The sequence below is a fragment of the Ferrimonas balearica genome, from assembly GCF_019802085.1.
Classification (GTDB): Bacteria; Pseudomonadota; Gammaproteobacteria; order Enterobacterales; family Shewanellaceae; genus Ferrimonas; species Ferrimonas balearica_B.
In genome coordinates, this window is the sequence record NZ_JAHVHV010000002.1 from 440,366 (window position 1) to 459,003 (window position 18,638).

Consider the following 18,638-nt stretch of genomic DNA (forward strand, 5'->3'; position numbering starts at 1 on the left):
TTTTTTTGAGGTAACCAATGAGCGAACAGAAGAAAGCCGTCGCTATCCGCGACTTCTGGATGAATGGTGCGCCAGTTAAAGCCGGTGCAGAGCTCGACTCTGTGCAAGGTCTTCGGAATGGCTTCCACTACAAACACGACGTCGTTGTTCCAAAGGTGACGACCCGCCGCAAGAAAAAGGCGGATTGATATGGACTGGTCAGCTCTCGGACCGAGGATCGTTTTCGGCCTCGGGGAAGTGGTGAAAACCCCCCATGGCGTAATCACTGCGGTAATCGAAGCTGACGAGATCGAGAACGATGCCGGATATCGACCGTCGACGATTCTCTCCGTTGCGACTTCCGAGCTCGGGCCTTTGAAGAAAGGCGACGAGTTAACCCTCCCCAGCGGCATCACCAAAAAAGTTCGCCGGGTTGGTCTGGATGTCCAAGGAATAACGGAGGTTGAGTGTGTCGATTAAAGCAAAGGAAGTGATCAATACCGTCGTCTCGCACCTTCAAGCGACGATGACGTTTCCGGTTTATCGCTCAATCTCGAGGCCAGCCGAAGCCGCGCCATCTGTCGCGGTTTTCATGGGCGACGACGTCGAAGACGTAGAGTCCAGCGGTCCCGGCTTCTCATATCGAGTCTTGACCATCAACTTCGAGGCATACGCCGCGACTCCGATCGATGCGGATCTCGATGGCGAATTGTTGGATGTACGAGGCGAAATCGAGTCGGCGCTCCCTCATGGAGCCGCCCTCGGAGACTCAATCGAGTTCATCGGGCCGCTCGAGCAGTCCGAACCAGCCTACGACTCAACCGGCGATAGCTCCGTCGCCTCGATGCGGATGTCGATTCAATTTATCTACATTGTGAGGTAACCAATGGCTACTGTTGCACAAGCCGCCGAGATTCACCTCCCGGTGGGGACCGAGTTTTTCCTCGAGAAAGTCGTAAACAGCGGCAACATCTCGAGCGGGACTCCCGGCGCTAATGCCGATTGGGTTCAAGTCTTGGACCCCCTTTCTATCCCTGCGATGGGTTCTGCCGACTCCGAGTTCGTAGACGTCACCAGCCTGACCGATGCCGGTCCGAAGGTTAAGGCGACGACTGGCGCCGCTCGCGATTTCGCGATCACCTTCAACTACGTTGACGACGGAAGCGATTCCGACAACACCGACGAAGGTCAGGACGCCATTCGCCTCGCTTCGGAGAACAACGAAACCCGATGGGTTCGAGTTGCTATTCCCGGCATCGCTAAACACCTGATGGCTTCGATCACTTTCGGCGCTTGGAACTTCTCCGAGTTCGAGCGTAACGCTTCTATCAAGCTGGAAGTGTCTGGTCAGATTAACGGCTCTCTCGAGCAAGTAACCGCGCCTACTACCTAAGGGGAAAACATGACGAAGGTCATTAGCCTAGATGAAATCTTCGCGTTGCGACCCGAGCGCAAGGAAGTGGACTTCGGCGAAATGGGCGTTCTTTACGTCCAAGCCGCCGCCGAGAATCGGGACGCCTACGAGTACCTGATGGCGGAGATTACTCCGACTGGTGCCGTAACGATGTCGATGGAAAACCATCGGGCGAAGACCGTCGTCGCGTTCACTGTCGACGAGAACGGACAACGTCTGTTCCGTAACGACCAGGTCGAAGAAGTCTCGAAGCGTCCGGTCTGGTTTATCGACAAGCTCTTCGAGGCGTCTCAAGAAATGATGGGCTCGATGCCGAGTGTCGAAGACGCAAAGGAGCCATAAAGCTCCGGCCAATTCGGGCGTTCGCCTTTCGACTTTGTCATGACCTCGGGCGCTGGGATGTGGATTCGTTCATGTCTCAGTGCCCGATGTCTTTGTTGATTGAATGGATGGCGTTTTACGAGCTCGCCAATCCTGACCTTTCCGAACGCGCCGCGAGCGCACCAACCGAACCCAGCGGTCCAACCGCTTCCGGCCTCACTGCTTATCACAAGATGATGGACCTTTACGGGGGGGACAATGGCTCTTAACCCTTTGGTCGCCCGACTCGGGCTTAACAAACAAGACTACAGTTCCGGACTAAAGAAGGCGTATCAAGAAACCGAAAAGTTTCGCCAGAACACCAGCCGCCAACTAAAAGCCATCGGCAACATAATGGCTCTCACCATTGGGGTTCAAGCCGCTCGGGCGGTAAAGGATCTCGTGTCGGCTCATGCCGACGCCATCGACTCAACGGGTAAGTTCGCCGATTCAATTGGCGAGTCTGCCGAAGCCGTTCAATCCCTCCGCTTTGCTGCCGAACAATCTGGCGTGAGCGCCGACAGTTTCGACAAGGCGTTTTCTCGGATGACTCGTCGAGCCGAGTTCTTTGCTCGGAACGGCGGCGGCGCTGCAAACAAGGCTTTCGAGGATCTCGGTATCTCGGCCCAAGAGTTCGCCGACATGCGTCCCGAGGAACAGCTAAAGTTCCTCGCCGACGAATTTCAGGGCATGGATAGTCAGGCGCAAAAAGCCGCGCTCGCCTTCGAGATATTCGGCGATGAAGGTCGAGCAATGGTGAACATGCTCGATGCTGGTTCCGAGGGAATCGGGGCTATGCAGAGGGAAGCTAACGAGCTCGGCATCGTCCTAACGCGCTTGGACATTGGGCATGTGGAGGATGCGGGGGATCAGCTAGCAAAGATTAGCGAGATATTCTCGACGATTGGAAAGACCATCCTCGTCACGGTTGCCCCGGCGATTGAGTTCTTCGCGAACTGGATCCTAGAAGCGGCGAAGAGGTTCGGAGGGATCCGCAACCTAGTTCAGTCGCTAGTGAGGTCCGTCGGTTCCGTTCTCCAAGTTCTAGGGAATGTTCTATCGGCGATCATCCGAACCCTTCAGACCCCGATTAACTTCGTCTTGGACGGGGTGCAAGGGATCGTGAAGACGATGGTTCAGGCGATGAACTTCCTCGGATTGATGTCTGACGAAACCGCCGCTGTCGCGATGGCGGGTATCGACTCCTTCCGAACTGGCTACAGCAACGCCTTGGACTTCGTCGCGAAGAATCCCCTCGGTGATTACATCGCACAGGGCATCGATGAAACGATGGAGCGCACCGCCGAGCGAGTGAAGTTGAAGCTCGGGGAAATGAGGGATGCCGGCCTCGAGACTGGCGAGGTTCTATCGAACACCTTAGACGGAAAATGTTCCGAGGATGACGAGCCAGATCCGTCGACATACGACAAGGCTCTCGCGCACCTGAAAGAGTTCAACGCAGCGACCGCCCTGGTGAACCTCAACAGTGCGATTCGCAATACCTATGAGGGCGCGACCCGAGCCTTCGCCGATTTCCCCTTCCCTATCTCTGCCGGTATCGCTGCGGCGGTCATCGCATCCGGTATGGCTAACGTCGCCAAGATCCGAGAGAGCATGTCCGGACGGGCGCTCGGCGGTCACATGAACCCGAACTCGACCTATCGCATCAACGAGCAGGGCGGCGAGTTCTTCACTGTCGACGGTCGGGACTATGTGACGACGGGCGTTCGCGGAGGGAGTGTCAAAGCGGCGCATCGGGTTAAGGACGGTCAGGGACCGGAGGGCGGTTCCGTGACTGTGAACCTGTCGCTATCCGCAACCGACTCGAAGGGGATGGATGATTTGCTTCGCCAGCGTCGGGGGCAAATCGTTGACCTTGTTCGCCAAGGTCTACGGGCTGAAGGAGTAAGGATCTAATGAGTACACCGGTAAACGGCTTCATCCGCTCGGTTGCTTTGGAGTCGATTCAGGAAACGTCCAGAACTCGTTCTCTGTCCGGGTCCCTGGTGACCGCATCAACGGGGGCGCAACGCTGGGAGGCTCAAGTTACGACTGTCCCGCTCGAGGGCTCAGACCTTCTTGCGGTTCAGGCATGGCTAACCGGGCAGCGGGGCGGGACCGGTCGGTTCGAGCTATCTCTCCCATTCCATAGTGACAACCATACCGGGTCGACTGACGTCCTAAACCCTCTGTCGACTCCGGCAGGAAGTAAGGGGGTCGAGTTTGCCTCTCTTAGCGGTCAGCTTGCCATTGGCAGCATGATTCGATTCTCGGGCCATAACAAACTCTACATGGTGAAGACGATCAACGAGACGACCAACGTCGCCGAGCTCGTCCCCCCATTGAGAGCCCCAGTCGAGGCTAGCGACTCCGTCACCTATTCGGGGGCGACTCTGGCTTGTTCCCTTAACGAAGATTCGGTTCTTATCTCTCGCTCGGCAACGGGCGGGAGGTTGGCCGAGGTATCTTTTAGCGTCACGGAGGCTTGGCGATGATTCAGTTGCCGACCAGTCATCAAAACGCAGTAGCATCCGGCTCCTTCGAATGGGCTTGGTTCGTAGAGACTTCGGCGTTTTCCGCTGTCCAGTATCAGCGGTTCACCTCTTGCGCTCACGATGTCACCGCGATCATTGATGGGGTGCGAAAGGACTTCTCGACGAATGGCGCATTAATCGAGGTTGACCTCCCGAGCCAGGCTTTCGAGATTAACCCGAAGTCAGGATCGATTACCCTCACCGGTAATGACTTGTCGCTGAACCATAACCTTCGAGAGTCCCCGTTCCGTCATGCGCCTATCTCGATTTACGTCGGGGTCGTCGGGGTCGACGGAGCGCCGAACGAGGTTAACGAGCCGACGAAGGTTTTCGAGGGCGAGGTTCTCGACCTGTCATGGGACTACCAGGGCGCAGAGGATACCCTTCGGATCGAGTTCGGCGACATCTGGGCAGACTTCGACCGCATCCGCACGATTGGCCGAGGCGAGAACGCCTTTTCCGAGGCTCCCGGCGTCCCTCCGCTGGCTCGGTCCGAGACTGGCTTAATCATGATGGGGGACCTCCCCGAGTCGGTGGAATGGTACACGTACCGAGTTCGCCGAGCCTCGAGGAAAGCCTCCCGGTTCTGGAAGCGAGGGAAAGTCATTCGGACCGGGACCTCGAGGGATGTCCGAGTATCTGAGAGCTCCGATAACCTCCCGCTCGTATTCGGTCCGAACATCGTCGAGGCGATTCCGGTGTTCTTGTCCACGAAGGACATCTCGGCCAACGAGAATCACCTATACGTCTCCTTCGCCTTCTCCATGGGGAAGACTGCGGGAATCGACCGGTTCATCGTCGACGGCGTCGAGTATCGGCCTATCATCTGGGACGACACTCTAGGTCGTCCGGTATGGGCTGACCTAACCCAGTCACACGACGATGCGGTTCTGTTCAATGCGGCGACGAGTAACGCTTACCTCGCCCTAATCCGAAAGCAGGATTTCGACGGCTACTCGAAGCGATGCTCTATCAGTAACGGCGACTTTACCGGTTGGTCTTCTGACGTCGTTCCGGAGATGAATGGTCTTACCGCGGATCAGGCTCGGAACTTCCGGGGTCGTGGTGTCGTAACTCTGTTGATGCGCTTCACCGACGCGAGGAAAGTCGGCGACGATGGTCAGGGCTATGGGCCGGAGTCGGACTTCTCGGCTCTGTTGCTGGGTGCCGCCGTCGAGAACAAAGCCGGTGTGCCTCACGACGAAAACGCCAATCCGGCGAACGTTCTCTATCACTACCTCACCGACCCATTCGTCGGTAAGGGAGCCGACAAGTCCAAGATAGACGACGCGAGTTTCGTCGCCGCTGGTGCCATCTACGCAGAGAAGATTTACTCCGGCATCGACCATCCTCGGAACTCTATCCGAGGGGTCGTCGATACCGGAGAGTCTTTGCTCGACAATGTCTCGGCCATTGCTGACTCGGCGATGTCGACGCTTTGCTATACGAGCGAAGGGATCTCTCTGGTCGCGATGCGCAACCCGGCGCTCGGAGAGATTCAGTCCATTTCTCGGAATGACATCGTCGGCGAAGTCTCCTTTGCCTCGCCGAAGACCGACAACCGGTTCAACAAGGTAGTTTCCCAATACGAGACGCCAGATGGCTCGATGATTGCGACCTTCCCCCGGACGGGAAGCGCCATATACAACCAGTGGCAAACTCAGGACAACGGGCGAGCTCTGGATACCGAGGTATCGCTTCAGTTCTGCGGAAACAACGCCGAGGCCGGTTTAATCGCGGCGGTTACGGCCTACCTGTCGCGGCAGGGTGTCGAGATCACCGTAAACGTAACCGGAGCCTCGGCTCTGCTCGAGGTGGGCGACTACGTAAACATCGACTTGCCCGAGCAACTTGTCGACGCGAGTGTCGTCCTGTTTGTCTTGGACGTTAAGCGGCAGGGGATCTCTAATGCTCAGTTGAAGCTTCATGCTCAGATGACCATCACCAGCGGTGCATTGGTCCCCCTATTCAGGGAGCATGACGACGCCGACGCCCCGCTCGGACCGCCTCGCTCGAGCTCGAGTTCGTTTGCCCTGGTGGCTCCCGAGAACCTCCGAGCCGAATCCGCGCCGTCTACGAGTACCGCAACCTCCCGGATTGCTTGGGATCCGGTTCCCTATGCCTCGAGCTATCGGGTCCGAGTAATGTGGACCCGGCCCGACCAAACCGAAGTGGAAGTCGCAATCGCTGAGCCGTTCGACCCATTCTTCGACATGGTCGATCTCTCGGTAAGCGGAACCTATGACGTATCTGTTTCGGCGGTTCGTGGTCTGACCGTTGGCCCATTGGCTGAGAAAGCTCTCGAGCTCGAGGCTTATGCTGGTGCCTCGGGTAAGGATGGGGCGACCCTCGAATACCGCTTCCAGAATGGCGCGACTCCCCCGGTTGGACCCGACGACACTGTCGTCGAAGATGCCGACCTTGTCGCATTGGGCTGGAAGCTAGAGCCCGAGAGTATCCCGGACGGACAGAAGCGTTACTTCATCATCGGTTACCGGCGCTCCGCGACTGAAATCGATGTTCCGCCTGGCTGGACGGATCCTGTAGAGGAAGCAACTGGGGGCAAGGGCGACCCCGGCGAAACTGGTCGACGAGGGACTATCCATGTCGACTCTGAGTCGGACTTCGGCTTCTCTGACGAGGCGGCTAAGCAACGAGCTCTAACCGCCATCATCGAGAACGAGCTCGCAGACAAAGACGTCACCCCGAAGGAACCTATCAGCCGAGATACCGTAACGCTCTACAAGTTAGCGAACGAGGGATCCGGTATCGATGGGCGGTCCGAGAGCTACGTTTACGACGGAGCTAGTTGGGCTCGTCTCTCCCAAGTGATCGACGGGAACCTTCTGGTGAAGGGCTCTGTCTCTCTCGGTTCTCTGTACGCAGATGGTCGGCTCGTTGTCACTGGTGACAATGCGACTGTAACCATCAACGGCGATGACGGTCCGTTCGTCATCGAGGGCAACACCGCCCCGATTTTCTCGGTCGGAGATAACAGCGTTTCCATCAACGAAAACGCTGTCGTCACCGGCAAGATTATCGGGCTGGCAAACCTGAAGGACGAGGTTCGGAACTCGTTCACGCCGACGTTCGAGGGGCAGACGGGGGGGAGCGATTCGAAGCCGGCCTCGGTCAACTTCCCACAGTCCGGTGACATCTCGGCTCGTTACGTATCCGATACGGCGTTGTCTATCTCTCCGGCCAGCGATACGCGCCCGGTTCAATTCTCCTTTGCCTTCAACGATAGCGTTGCCGTCGGCACCGCTGGGGATAGGAATTGGGCTGTCGCTATCTGGCATCGGGTCGTGTCCGGAGGGGTTTCTCTCGGGAACTTGCCGGGAACGTGGGAAGAGGTTTGGTCGACGACTGTCCAAGGAACTCGCAACCATGGTGCGATTGAGTCTTACCGGGTAGCCGCTGAGCTCTCCGGCGAAGATGCATCTCCCTCCCTGGTGAACGGGAGCGCCGAATATGCGTTGACCATCCAGCCCCCAGCCTCGGCGACTAAACGCGCCTATGGTGCCCGTACCGGCTTCACCGTTGCGCAGAGTGTTGAAGGCGCGAAGATTGACCTCTCTGGCTATGGTCGCTTGGCTGGTGATCAAATCTGGACGGGCGTGCAGACCTTCAACAACAGCGTGGTTCGGATGACCGGGACCGGGAATACCGCTTACCGTCAAACGGAGTGGTATCGGACCATCGGAGATACTCGTTACAAAGGTCAGATTGTAACTCCGGCATGGGGAGGCGCGACGGGTGGCGGGATTGGGATTCAAGCTATCAACGAGGAATCCGGCGACTATGTTCAGTTGAACTTTCAACCGGACTTGAACCGGGTGGCTCTCAGGTTGAACAGCGGGACCGACCGCCCGATTCCGGTTACGAGCCTCGCGCAAACTTGGTCCGCTTCTCAGACGTTCGAAACTCGCGCTTACTTCAACGCCTCAACGTCGTTGATGACTGGGACTGGTGCGCTATACATCACCGGATCCGGAGCGAGCAACTCGGACAATCAGAACTACCTGTCATGGAGGAACGGTCCGAGCCGAACTATTTGGCACATGGTCGGAAACGGTTCGACGACTGGGTTCAAGACCGGGAGCAATGCGAACGGCGACTACCATTTCTCTTGGACGTCTGGCGGTGTTGCTACGGCTCGAGCTCGTCTTCAGGCGCCAGAGATATCGGTAACCTCCAACTCAGGAAAACTTAACCTCGGGACCCAGGGCGTAGCCCTTCGCAATGGAGGCGGCGCGAGCTCGTCATTGTTGCTAGGAGGGGGCGCCGCTCAAGACACATATCAGATTTACCTTCGGCCTCGAGGCGTTGATTCGTCTGCCGCCCAAAGCACTGTCGATTGGAACGGGAATTGGAACTTCGGTGGCGGTGACCTGTATCTCGGTCAGAAAGTTGCCTTCAGGTATGTTGATTCGTGGCTTCGGATTAACGACCTAGACGGCTTCACCTCTGGCGTGTTCTTCGGTAACTCGACCGTTCGGTTTGACTCTGGGGACATTCTGTTCAGGGGCGCGACCAGCATCGCCAACGGCATCAAGTTCGGAGCAACCGATAAGGGCTCCATTTATGCCACAAGCGGCGGTGACTGCTGGTTCGGAAGCAACGATCAATCGCGCTTGATTGGGATTGATGGCGGGTCGGGGATTCCGATCTATTGGAATGGTTCTGCGAAGGAGCAACTCGCGACGCTTGCCAAAGCTCAGACGTTCGACGGGGTTCAGTTGTTCCGTGATGGGATTTTGGTTCCGCAGCATGACGGCGCATACATCAACCCGGCGATGACTATGGACATCACAGACCGCCGAGGTTTGAACACTCCGATCGCTGACTATCCTCGGAAGGCTATCAGCACCTTTTTCGACAATTCAGGGGTTCCTAAGTCTGGGTGGCATTCTGGATTCGTAGTAAAAGGCTGGTCGTCTGGCTATAACGGTTGGTCTATCGCTGGCAACTCGAACACCACGGGGGGCTTAGATCAAATCTATTACCGGACGACGCAGGATGGGGGCGGGGCTTGGAAGCCTTGGCGAACCATTGCCTGTCTTGAGAACATCCAGACGTTCACGGCGAACCAAAATGTTGCCGGGGTACTTCAGGCCAACGACTACACCGGGAATCTCTCTCGAGTTGTCACGATGGGCGACATCGCCATCGACAATGACGACTTTTGGGAGGGGAACATTGTCGAAGCCTTCGCGGCGAACATCTTCGCGTTCGGAGTGGCGACGGGTAACGTCCTTCAAGTGAACGGCTCAATCAGTGCGGGAACCGGAACGGCGTCGGCTCATTTGTCGGGATCTGGCACCTATCGGATTTGGGCGGGTGGGTCAGTGACCGGTTCGGCTAGTGCGCCGTTCCGTGTGAACTCGTCGGGTAAGGTTTTCTCGAGGGACTTCGAGAACATCGGTGTGATGACGGTTAACTCTGCGGCCGGTGCGACGGCTAATCCGTATGTGAAGGTTGTAAGGGGTTGGCCTGACTATCGAGGCAACCCTCGAGCTCAGTTCGTCAGGGGCCGGTCTAGTTGGTCAAGCAGTGATTCTGCGGCAAGGGGTAGTTACTTGGGGTTGGGGGCGTCTTCAACGGCAAACACCAGGTTCCCGATTAACGTCTCTCAAACTTGGCTTAATAGAGGGTATTCGGCTGCAACTGATGGGGTGTCTGTTGCACCAGCTTGGAATGCTCCAGGCACGACGCAAAGGGCACTCTTCACTGTAACCCTCCCTCGTTATGGGGCTGGCCTTTATCGGATCCGTCTTACTCTAACCCTTTACGGTCGCGCTCAGCGTTCCGTTCTCCGGGTCGAGCAGATGGGGACTGGTGGCGGAACGGTTTCGCATATTGCTGTGATGGGTCCTTCGAGCGCAGACAACAACCCTCCGGTGTCAACGGATTGGCTTATGACCGATAAGAATACTTCGACATCGGGCTCCCGGAGCGTTCACTTCGCGGTCAAGAATGACAGTTCGCTCGGGGTGGGAGGCAATAGCCTAGCCATCAACCAAATAACCGTTGACGTTGAGCGGATTGGATAACCAACGCCCCAGGAAACTGGGGCTTTTCTTTGGGGTGTTTATGTCTTTTGTTCTTCCTCCTTTTACGGATGCTCACTTGGCGGTTCATCCGTCGGCGATAGCCGAAGTCGCGCATTACATCATGTCGGTAGAAACGACCGTCGAGTATCAATATGGGAAGGGGGTTATCAACTCTCCGGTTCATCTCGAATACGAGATTTTCTATTGGGACAACGAGGCAGATAAAGACGCCGGGGCGAAGCCCTTCGTTTTCGAGTCTGTCTCTGGTGATGGGACCTTCTATGTCGATGGATTGACGGAACGTCCTGCGGATGTCTTGGCGACCATACAAACCGATTTTCTTGGACGCTTCGCCGAGCTCACCGCTCGGAGCTAAATCTCAGGCAAAAAAAAAGCCCCTAAAAGGGGCTTTCTAGTTTCGGGATTCTGTTCCCCGGCTTCGGCTCATAAGATGGGCACCGCTTAGAGAACCATTCGGAAATGGCGTTGTATACGTGCCTTGCTTGCCTCTTCTCGACACCATGTAAGATGAGGTGAGCCTCCCATTTCGGGGGGCTTACGTTCGGCGGATAACTCATGATTCGAGAAGAGAAGACGATAGCAAGGTCGCCGATTTCATCCTTCCGTCGAGTCTGTTGGCATAGCCAACTAGAGAAGTCGACCGCGAGCTCGACGTTAGTCTTAGGCTGCATAATTCAGGAACGCCCTCCCGACGGAGATGTTAAGCGCTCCCCCCTTCCTCATGAACTCCCGCCACTGGACGTAGTCCCCAGAGATAGTAACGAAGTGTCCGGATACGGTTTCCACGTAATCCAAGTCTCTTCCTACGATGTAAATCCCGCCTCGTTCGACGCATAAGTCTTGGCACTCTCTCAGATAATCTTTCATCTCGGACTGATCCATAACGCCTAGCGACAAGTGAGTGAACTCTCGACGTCGGCGCTCGGTGTATCCGAGCAGTTCGTTTAACAGATGGCTTTTTCCAGCCCCGCAAGGACCGATAAGGGCAAACGAGCGCGTCCAACGCGCCCGGTTTGCAAAGTCCTTCTCTAGCTGCTCCCTGGTGATCTTCATAGCCCGGTCATTTCCCGCCATTCACTTTCTTTGATGATGTTGATCTCCTGACCCGCCTTTACTCTGGCGATTGCCTCTTCGATTTTCCGGCCATAGGTTCCGTTTGCCCATCGCTCGTCGCCCTCGTCACCAATGACGACGAAGTCAGTTTTGTTGCCAACGGATGATTGGTTGACCATCCCCAGAGAGCTCGCAAGCTTCTTCATCTGAGCTCGGCTCCCTGTCTTCATCTGCCCGGTGAAGACGACGCGCTTCCCTTTCAGATTCTCGGCCTCTTTCGGGGTGTCGGGCTGGATGTCGCCGTCGTAGATACGCATTGCTGCGAACACCTCGAGGCACATCATCGCGTCAGTCAGAGCCCGGTGCGCTTTCTCTTCCGGAACGTATCCAAAGGACGCAGCGGCGTTAATCAGACTGGTTCGCTTTCCATTGAACTCGGAGAACGAGTCCATAACGCAGAACCATTCGGCTCTAGGGAAGCTCTCTCCGACGGAGTGAAAGCTTTGGCGAAGAAGTCGAGAGTCGAACTTCGCGTTATAGGCGAACAGCTTCTTACCTTCGACGATGCGTCGGAAGTCGTCGGCAATCGCGTCAACGGTTTGGGCGTTCTTCACCATCTCGTTAGTGATGCCATGGATTCGAATGGCGTCTTCTGGGATCTGGATGGTCGGCTTGATCAGGGTGTCCAAGAGAATTTCACCGTGACCGTTGATGATGGCGATCTCGATGACTTGGTCTGTGTTGCCTAGCCCGGTCGTTTCTGTATCGATGAAGAGACAGTCTTCTAGGTCTAGCCGGGACTTGATGCCAGAGATCAGCATTTTGTTATCGTGCATGTCGGTTTCGCTCATGGTCTTTGTTCTGGGTTGTCTAGGGGCCTTTCTATATGCATCCGCTTTTCTGTCGTCGTGTAACTTGTCGTCTTTGCGGAGGGCATGGATGAAAAGGAGCATCGCCCCAATCAAAAGGATTACTGTGATCGTTACGCTCATAAAAAACCCCGCCATGGCGGGGCTCCTTGCTTACTGGCCTCGTCGGGCCTTTTCTAAAAGACACTCTCTTACCTGAAGGTCGTTAATGAACGACTCGCAGGAGAAACGAATACGCGCTTGTTCGTGGACGTTATCAATCAAGCTCTCAACGAGAGCGCCAATGACAATCGCGGATGCGATGCCCATGATTACGCCAACCTCTACGGATACGAAGAGGCCGATAATCGCGACCGTTAAACGCTGCAATACGAACATCGGAACCGGACAAGAGTCTTCCGTCGGCTTCATGCTTTCCACGAGAGTCGCGTTTAGCTTGGCGTCCGAATAGTCATACATTTTTTCGCTAGGGATAAAGTTCATCATTTCCAGTCGTCCGACACAATCCGGATAGCCTTAGCAAAAATATAATTATTGCCGATGTTGAGGTTAACCCCGCTCACGTTTCCGTGTTTGCTGCTACTGCTCCCTTCAATTTCAAATTGAACGCTGGCGCCAATGAGAGTGCCTAGGCTGTCGGAGATAAGAGACTTACGCCACTGGTCGTTCTCTTCGTTGAGAGTTACTCCGTTAATCACGTAATACTGAGAGCCGGTGAACCCGGTATAGATGGATTCCGCTTTAATGTGTGCGTTGCTTCCGCCAATGGCTGAGCCATTGAAGAAAAATGCGTCTCCATTAAGCCAGTAGTCATCAAATTTAGGGGTTGCTCCGTCGACCTCCTGATTAATAAGGTAGGTGGTCCCAAGGTGAATCGCTTTGTTAGCGAAATCGACTTTCAAATCGAACTCAGAACGGCCCCACTTCTGATCTCTGTTAGATACCTTAATTGACAGGTAGGAAGTCAGTTCGAAAGGTTCACCGTTGCCTCCATACGATTCGTGATAGAACCCGAACTCGCAGTCGCAGCCATCGAACGCCGCGCCTAGGGTGTCGTAAAGTTCCTCGAGGAAGACCGCATCTTCTAGGTTGTGCCCAACCCGGAGAAAGTCTTTCTGCATCTCGGAAATGGACGGATCAAACTCCCACCACGGCGGATCCTCGGGTCGTTCTCCGCGATCCGGAACGGCGTAGCCGTGATGCACAACGAACAACAGGTCGGCGACGTCCTGCAAGTTGTCGAACCTGATGCGCTGGGTCTGCCATTCGGCGTCACGATACACAAGGCCATGGACCCAATCGCCGGTTGGAACCGTGGACGTACTTCCGTCCATGTATTCGAACTGAACAGTTGCGACCGTACTATCGTCCCCGATAAATTGACTACGGTAGCTCGTGTTCCCATATCCGGCGGGAAGGAATACGAAACCGCCATCGACCACTACGGAGAGTTGAACGCTGTTGGGATAGTTGCCAATGGTGTTCGACTCAAAGTGAACAAGGTCCCGATTTGCGACGGCTTCGGCATATTGCTCAATGCCGACGATCCCTTCGATTTCCTTTTTCCACTTCTCATTCAAATAGCCCCGGAAGTCGAAATCATATTGCATGTTAGCGAGAGTTACGCCGCGCTTATCAACGTCGAACTCGCCAGATGCGACCTCGTCGCCCCGGAAGAGAATGCGATAAGAAACCGACTCAGTATCATGAGCAATGTCTAGAGAACGATGGTCAATGCTGTAACCGATATTGGCACCGGAGAAGTCAATCGGATTTGAAATGGCTTCATAGCCATTCACTTCAATAACGCAACCGTTATCCGATAGACATCCCCATGTCAGCATGTCGTCTCTGAATTGGTCAGATTGGAAAATTGTATAGAAAGGACCTTTGGCACTCGCGGCCCCTGCTTTCCCTCGGCTATTGTGGAACCCATAGTGCACAGAGTCGCGAGTAATTGACACTGAAATATAGTTACCCAACGACAGGAAATAGATAGATCCGAAATTGTGTACACCATCATATTCATGGGGAATGTAAGTGGCTTCGACTAGCATGTCGCAAACGTCTTTGACCATGTCGAACCCGCTTTCTTTCGCATGGGCATAACACTGTTCGATTTGATTAAGATCGATTTCATTTACGTATCGCTTCGGAACGCAATTGCCTTCCTCGTCCTTCTCAAACCCTTCTGAACACTGGGAAGGCTCGAGCGGGATCATCGGAGGGAACTCAACGCACGGACCATCCGGGTCCGGGCGGTAGCTGCCTTCTGTACACTGGGAAGGTTCGAGCGGTTCCCAAGGTGAATACTCAACGCACGGACCATCCGGGTCCGGGCGGTAGCTGCCTTCTGTACACTGGGAAGGTTCGAGCGGTTCCCAAGGTGAATACTCAACGCACGGACCATCCGGGTCGGGGCGATAGCTGCCTTCTGTACACTGGGAAGGTTCGAGCGGTTCCCAAGGTGAATACTCAACGCACGGACCATCCGGGTCCGGGCGGTAGCTACCTTCTGAGCATTCGGAAGGCTCAAGGGGTGTCCAAGGAAGATCCGGCTCGTCTGGATCTGGGATTACGCAAATCCCGTTCTCGTCTTTAATCGCGCCCTCGGAGCAGTTCGCCGGGGGCATCGGGATCCAATCGGTGCCGTTGTTGTCACCGTCTGGTGATGTACTGCTTTCGCTGCCTCCGCAACCGGCAAGCAGCATGGATAAAACCAATACTGTTTTTTTCATTAGATAGACCTCAATACTTATCTGTATGTCGCGCACGAACGAGAGCTCGCCGCGACGGCTTGCTTCAAAAAAAATCCAAGTTGTAAAAGAGCAAGATTCGGGGTCGACGCGGTTTTCGTCTAAAAGCACCCCTCACGGATAGAAGGAGCGCCGACCCCGAAAGGGGTGGAGGCCGAGCCGCTGACCATTTCTCCAAGTTTCCTTGGACGGCTCAGCCTCCGAAACTTACAGGTCGCGCATCTCGTCGAGGGTTATCCCTTCTTCTGCGAGTCGCTGCTTCCATCTGACGACCTTCCTTTGGTGAAGCCGAACTTCCTCAATCGTCGTCCCTCTAGCTTCGAGGGCTAACGTGCAGATCGACATGATGTCGGCGATGCTTTCTGTCTTAACCGATTTCAGCCCCGCTAAAGCCCGGCGCTCGTTGATCTGAGAGAACTCAGAGAGCAGGGAGCCCCACTGCTTAGCGTTAGCGTTTTGCGCAAAGATTCCCGCCTCGCTCTTGCGCAAAGAGCCAGTATCAAACTCAAACATTTTTTGTCCTTATCTGTAGTAGCGTTCGGCTCGCTCTCGGCTCACCAGTTGCCAGCGACCCCCATTCCCTAGAAGTCGATAGCTACGACCGACCCTCAAAGACATGGTGTTACAGCCTTGGAGCCGCTTCGCGTAGATTTCATGCCTCCGATACTGTTCGAGAACGACTTTCGCTTGTTCGCGGATGTGTTCAGGAACTCCGGAGTCATGGTCGAACGGGTATGCCTTCCCGCCCGGTTTATGTGTCGATGCCTCTCTATCCTGCCGTTCTGCCTTCTTAAGCTTCGCGACTAGGGTGTTTCTAATAGCTTCCTGGTGGCCTGTAGGAAGTGCCGCAACGATGTCGAGTGAAACCGCCGCAGGACACTTGCATAACGCCGCTTTGAAAACATTCAGATCCATTGCTTTCGTTCCATGGTGTGCGACAGAGGCATAATAAACATCATGTAGGGGCAATAAACCAAACATGGATCAACATTCCGTGAGGCAGTTGCTCAAGATTTCATGTTTTCGCCACTTTCCAGCTACGACCGACTTTGGTCAGCTCCCCCGCTTCGGACATCTTGAGAATCAGAGGCGAGATTTCCGATTCTTTGATGGTGTCGGATTTGAACCGCTTCCGAACCTCATGCACTGACGCGCTAACCTCACCATCGAGAATCGCCCTCCGAACCATGGCGTGACCAATGAGCTCCGGCTCGGCCTCTTTAACTTCAGGCTTCGGTTCAGGCTTCGGATCTGGTTTAGGGGCTGGTTTGCTGACCGGTTTCGGCTTGCTAACCTCTTGGACCTTATGGGTTAGCGCTTTGGCTCTAGTCGGGGCTTCCGCAGATGCAGCGAACGCGATAGCCAGTGACAAGCCGACGATTTCAATAGCGGCGGCGGATACTACGAATGCGAGAGTCCCGTACTCGTCCAAGAGGGATGGCTCGACTTCTGGTGCAGAGTTCACCTCCATTGAATCAACGAGCGCCGCAATCTTGTCGTTCGTTTCCACGGCTCTAGAAATATGGCCAGAGCTAATTTGAGCCTGAGCCAACTCTTGATACTGCTTGATAGAGATCATCGTTTGCTCCCGCTCAAGTGAATTTTTTTGCTGCTCGACTATGGACTCGGCGCTTCGTGCGGCGAATCCGTCGCGGTATCCGTTATCCATTGCAAACATAGGGGCGGCAAAAGAGACGGCAACGAGACACATTGTCATGCACCAGAAGAACCCTCGGGCCACCTGGTTGCCACACAGACGGTGAGCGCACACCGGGAGATAGAGCTTCGCGGCGTCAAGAGATACGCCTAGGAACCCCATCACCAGTCCGAGCCCAATGGCTTCGCCGACGCTGGACATGAAGTCCCAAGTCAGTACGGCTGACGTCGCGCCTACGGAAAGCCAGAGAGCGACAATTACGATTCGGTGCCCGGTCATACTTCATCCCTCGTCCCGCATTGCTTCGATTGTCGGCATCAAGTTCTTGGACGCTTTGAACTTCAGCTTGATTCGGTCTTCGCTGATGACGCCCTTTTCACCGGTCGCAGGGTTGTGAACGACTTTGCCCTTCGGGATGATCCGAGGCTCGATGACTCCGAAGCCGCGAAGTTCAATCCGGCAGTCGCCATCAAGAGGCCGGCGCAGGAACTCAACAAAGATGTCGTATACCTGCATCGCTCGGAGTGGAGTCCCGACGCCGGGGATAGAAATCAGGTAAGGCATGAAGATCCGTTTTGCTGCTCGAGGCCCGGTTTCCTGCATGTTCTTTACCCTGCCGAGCCGAACAACCGTTCTCGGGGGCAAGGTGATCCGCTTCTTCTCTCCGCGAAGGTCAGACCAAACTGGCCGCGCTGGTTTGTCGCGTAGCTCGAAGGTTCCTACGTACTGAATCAGAACCGGCACACCCTCAGCGAGGCAGCGTGGGACGAACAGAATCGTTTCGTCTCCGATGCGCTTAGCGCCTCTTGGTGACACATCGAGAGCCTTCTCGATCTGCTCGTAAAGGTCTGCTCTGGTAAGGGTGGTCACGTTCATCATTGGCCTCGTTCAATATCAAAGAGTCTGTATGGAGCGCCGGACTCGCTTTGACCGGCTCCCCAAACGGAGAAGTCGCCTCTAGGTGAGTTGCGTACCTCGACAACGTCGAAGCCGAACTCGTCTTTGATTGCTGCGACTGGACATCTAGCGAGGCGGATGGCGAAATTCTTCTTCCGATGTACTCGGACCCCTACGCTATTGATGAACTCAACGTCGACAGTTGCTTCGGCGTTCCCTGCTACGATCTCCATTTCCACTAAATTCGAAGTGTTCATTGTTTGGCCCCCTCACAGAGAAGCCCTTCGAAAACTCGTTCTCGGTCAGATCCCTTAGGTGGACGGCTAACCCAAATCGGACCGGCGCTCGCTTCGCGGCTCCGAAGCTGGAAGCCGCGACCGCTCTTAACGATGGTTACGGCTCCGACTTTCTTGGTCATTTTCTGCATGACCTCGAGAAGCGTCCCGGCGAAAAGGTATCGATTCTGGAATCCAGTCCGGACGCGCCATCGGCCTCCGCGCTTCACGAAACGACGAGCTCGCATAACAGCAATCAGACCGAGGCGCTCGAGCTTGGCGATGGCTCGACTCACGGTCTTCTCACAGAAGCCGGTGTCGTTTGCCAAGTCAGCCTGAGCCCGGTACGTGCTTTGGCGTTGCAGAGAGAATCGTTTGATGATCGCAGCGAACACGATTTGCTGAGCCCCGGTTAACTTCATCCCCAGTGACCGAACAGAAGCGATGGCTTCGTCGACATGGGCGCTCGGATGGTTACGGATCATTCCGCACCTCCAAGAGAAAACCTGGCTGTGAAAGCGAGAACGAGGATGTTGGATGCCGACAAGTGAGCGCGAGCTTCGTGCTCACTGGTGGCGACGGTGGTGATCGTCTGGATGTTGCCGCCGATGGCGGCTAGGAATCGATATTTCATCGGTTTGTCTCAACGCTAGAAGGCATCAAGACGGAATAGGTGGGGAGCAGCCGCAAATACCTGCGGCACATTGAGACGGCAAACCGCGACTGGGGGTTTTCTTTGGCTCTCCCCGAGCCCCCAGTAACAGTTTAAG

General features: G+C 55.4%; 17 protein-coding genes. 8 read left to right on the forward strand and 9 right to left on the reverse strand.

Annotation, left to right across the window (positions count from 1 at the left end):
* Nucleotides 1-17 precede the first annotated feature (17 nt).
* The 8 genes from KUV81_RS10345 to KUV81_RS10380 all read left to right on the forward strand — a co-directional run bounded on the left by KUV81_RS10345 (nt 18) and on the right by KUV81_RS10380 (nt 10,716).
* On the forward strand, nt 18-188 hold the full coding sequence (locus KUV81_RS10345) for a hypothetical protein (RefSeq protein WP_222543790.1): 171 nt from the start codon (nt 18-20) through the stop codon (nt 186-188).
* Nucleotide 189: 1 nt separating this feature from the next.
* Complete coding sequence (locus KUV81_RS10350) at nt 190-459, forward strand: hypothetical protein (RefSeq protein ID WP_222543791.1); 270 nt, start codon at nt 190-192, stop codon at nt 457-459.
* Nucleotides 449-862, forward strand: coding sequence for a hypothetical protein (locus KUV81_RS10355; RefSeq protein WP_222543792.1), 414 nt, complete (start codon nt 449-451; stop codon nt 860-862). Before KUV81_RS10350 ends, KUV81_RS10355 begins: the two co-directional genes overlap by 11 nt.
* A 3-nt stretch (nt 863-865) precedes the next feature.
* Nucleotides 866-1,372, forward strand: a complete 507-nt coding sequence (locus KUV81_RS10360) for a hypothetical protein (protein WP_222543793.1) — start codon at nt 866-868, stop codon at nt 1,370-1,372.
* Nucleotides 1,373-1,381: 9 nt separating this feature from the next.
* Nucleotides 1,382-1,735: a hypothetical protein gene (locus KUV81_RS10365; RefSeq protein WP_222543794.1), complete on the forward strand. Its 354-nt coding sequence runs from the start codon at nt 1,382-1,384 to the stop codon at nt 1,733-1,735.
* A 237-nt stretch (nt 1,736-1,972) separates the two neighbouring features.
* Nucleotides 1,973-3,670 carry a hypothetical protein gene (locus tag KUV81_RS10370; RefSeq protein ID WP_222543795.1) on the forward strand — a complete coding sequence of 566 codons (1,698 nt, stop codon included), beginning with the start codon at nt 1,973-1,975 and terminating at the stop codon, nt 3,668-3,670.
* A 574-nt stretch (nt 3,671-4,244) separates the two neighbouring features.
* Complete coding sequence (locus tag KUV81_RS10375; RefSeq protein WP_222543796.1) at nt 4,245-10,340, forward strand: hypothetical protein; 6,096 nt, start codon at nt 4,245-4,247, stop codon at nt 10,338-10,340.
* Entirely contained in the window at nt 10,333-10,716 is a 384-nt protein-coding gene (locus KUV81_RS10380; RefSeq protein WP_222543797.1) for a hypothetical protein, read from the forward strand. Before KUV81_RS10375 ends, KUV81_RS10380 begins: the two co-directional genes overlap by 8 nt.
* Before the next feature lie 305 nt (nt 10,717-11,021).
* Here KUV81_RS10380 and KUV81_RS10385 read toward each other — a convergent pair whose 3' ends face one another.
* The 9 genes from KUV81_RS10385 to KUV81_RS19910 all read right to left on the reverse strand — a co-directional run bounded on the left by KUV81_RS10385 (nt 11,022) and on the right by KUV81_RS19910 (nt 18,502).
* The gene (locus KUV81_RS10385) at nt 11,022-11,414 is read right to left on the reverse strand and encodes a hypothetical protein (RefSeq protein ID WP_222543798.1); all 393 of its coding nucleotides are present in this window, start codon (nt 11,412-11,414) and stop codon (nt 11,022-11,024) included.
* On the reverse strand, nt 11,411-12,421 hold the full coding sequence (locus tag KUV81_RS10390) for an exonuclease domain-containing protein (protein WP_222543799.1): 1,011 nt from the start codon (nt 12,419-12,421) through the stop codon (nt 11,411-11,413). The genes KUV81_RS10385 and KUV81_RS10390 overlap by 4 nt, the downstream gene beginning before the upstream one ends.
* A gap of 15 nt (nt 12,422-12,436) precedes the next feature.
* The gene (locus KUV81_RS10395) at nt 12,437-12,769 is read right to left on the reverse strand and encodes a hypothetical protein (protein ID WP_222543800.1); all 333 of its coding nucleotides are present in this window, start codon (nt 12,767-12,769) and stop codon (nt 12,437-12,439) included.
* Entirely contained in the window at nt 12,766-15,021 is a 2,256-nt protein-coding gene (locus KUV81_RS10400; RefSeq protein WP_222543801.1) for a hypothetical protein, read from the reverse strand. Before KUV81_RS10400 ends, KUV81_RS10395 begins: the two co-directional genes overlap by 4 nt.
* 225 nt (nt 15,022-15,246) lie before the next feature.
* Nucleotides 15,247-15,552, reverse strand: coding sequence for a hypothetical protein (locus KUV81_RS10405; RefSeq protein WP_222543802.1), 306 nt, complete (start codon nt 15,550-15,552; stop codon nt 15,247-15,249).
* A 502-nt stretch (nt 15,553-16,054) separates the two neighbouring features.
* Nucleotides 16,055-16,975 (reverse strand): hypothetical protein, encoded by a 921-nt coding sequence (locus KUV81_RS10410; RefSeq protein WP_222543803.1) that lies wholly within the window; start codon nt 16,973-16,975, stop codon nt 16,055-16,057.
* Between the two features lie 3 nt (nt 16,976-16,978).
* The gene (locus KUV81_RS10415) at nt 16,979-17,572 is read right to left on the reverse strand and encodes an HU family DNA-binding protein (protein ID WP_222543804.1); all 594 of its coding nucleotides are present in this window, start codon (nt 17,570-17,572) and stop codon (nt 16,979-16,981) included.
* A gap of 274 nt (nt 17,573-17,846) precedes the next feature.
* Nucleotides 17,847-18,353: a helix-turn-helix domain-containing protein gene (locus tag KUV81_RS10420; protein WP_222543805.1), complete on the reverse strand. Its 507-nt coding sequence runs from the start codon at nt 18,351-18,353 to the stop codon at nt 17,847-17,849.
* Nucleotides 18,350-18,502: a host cell division inhibitor Icd-like protein gene (locus KUV81_RS19910; protein WP_222543806.1), complete on the reverse strand. Its 153-nt coding sequence runs from the start codon at nt 18,500-18,502 to the stop codon at nt 18,350-18,352. The genes KUV81_RS10420 and KUV81_RS19910 overlap by 4 nt, the downstream gene beginning before the upstream one ends.
* Nucleotides 18,503-18,638 lie beyond the last annotated feature (136 nt).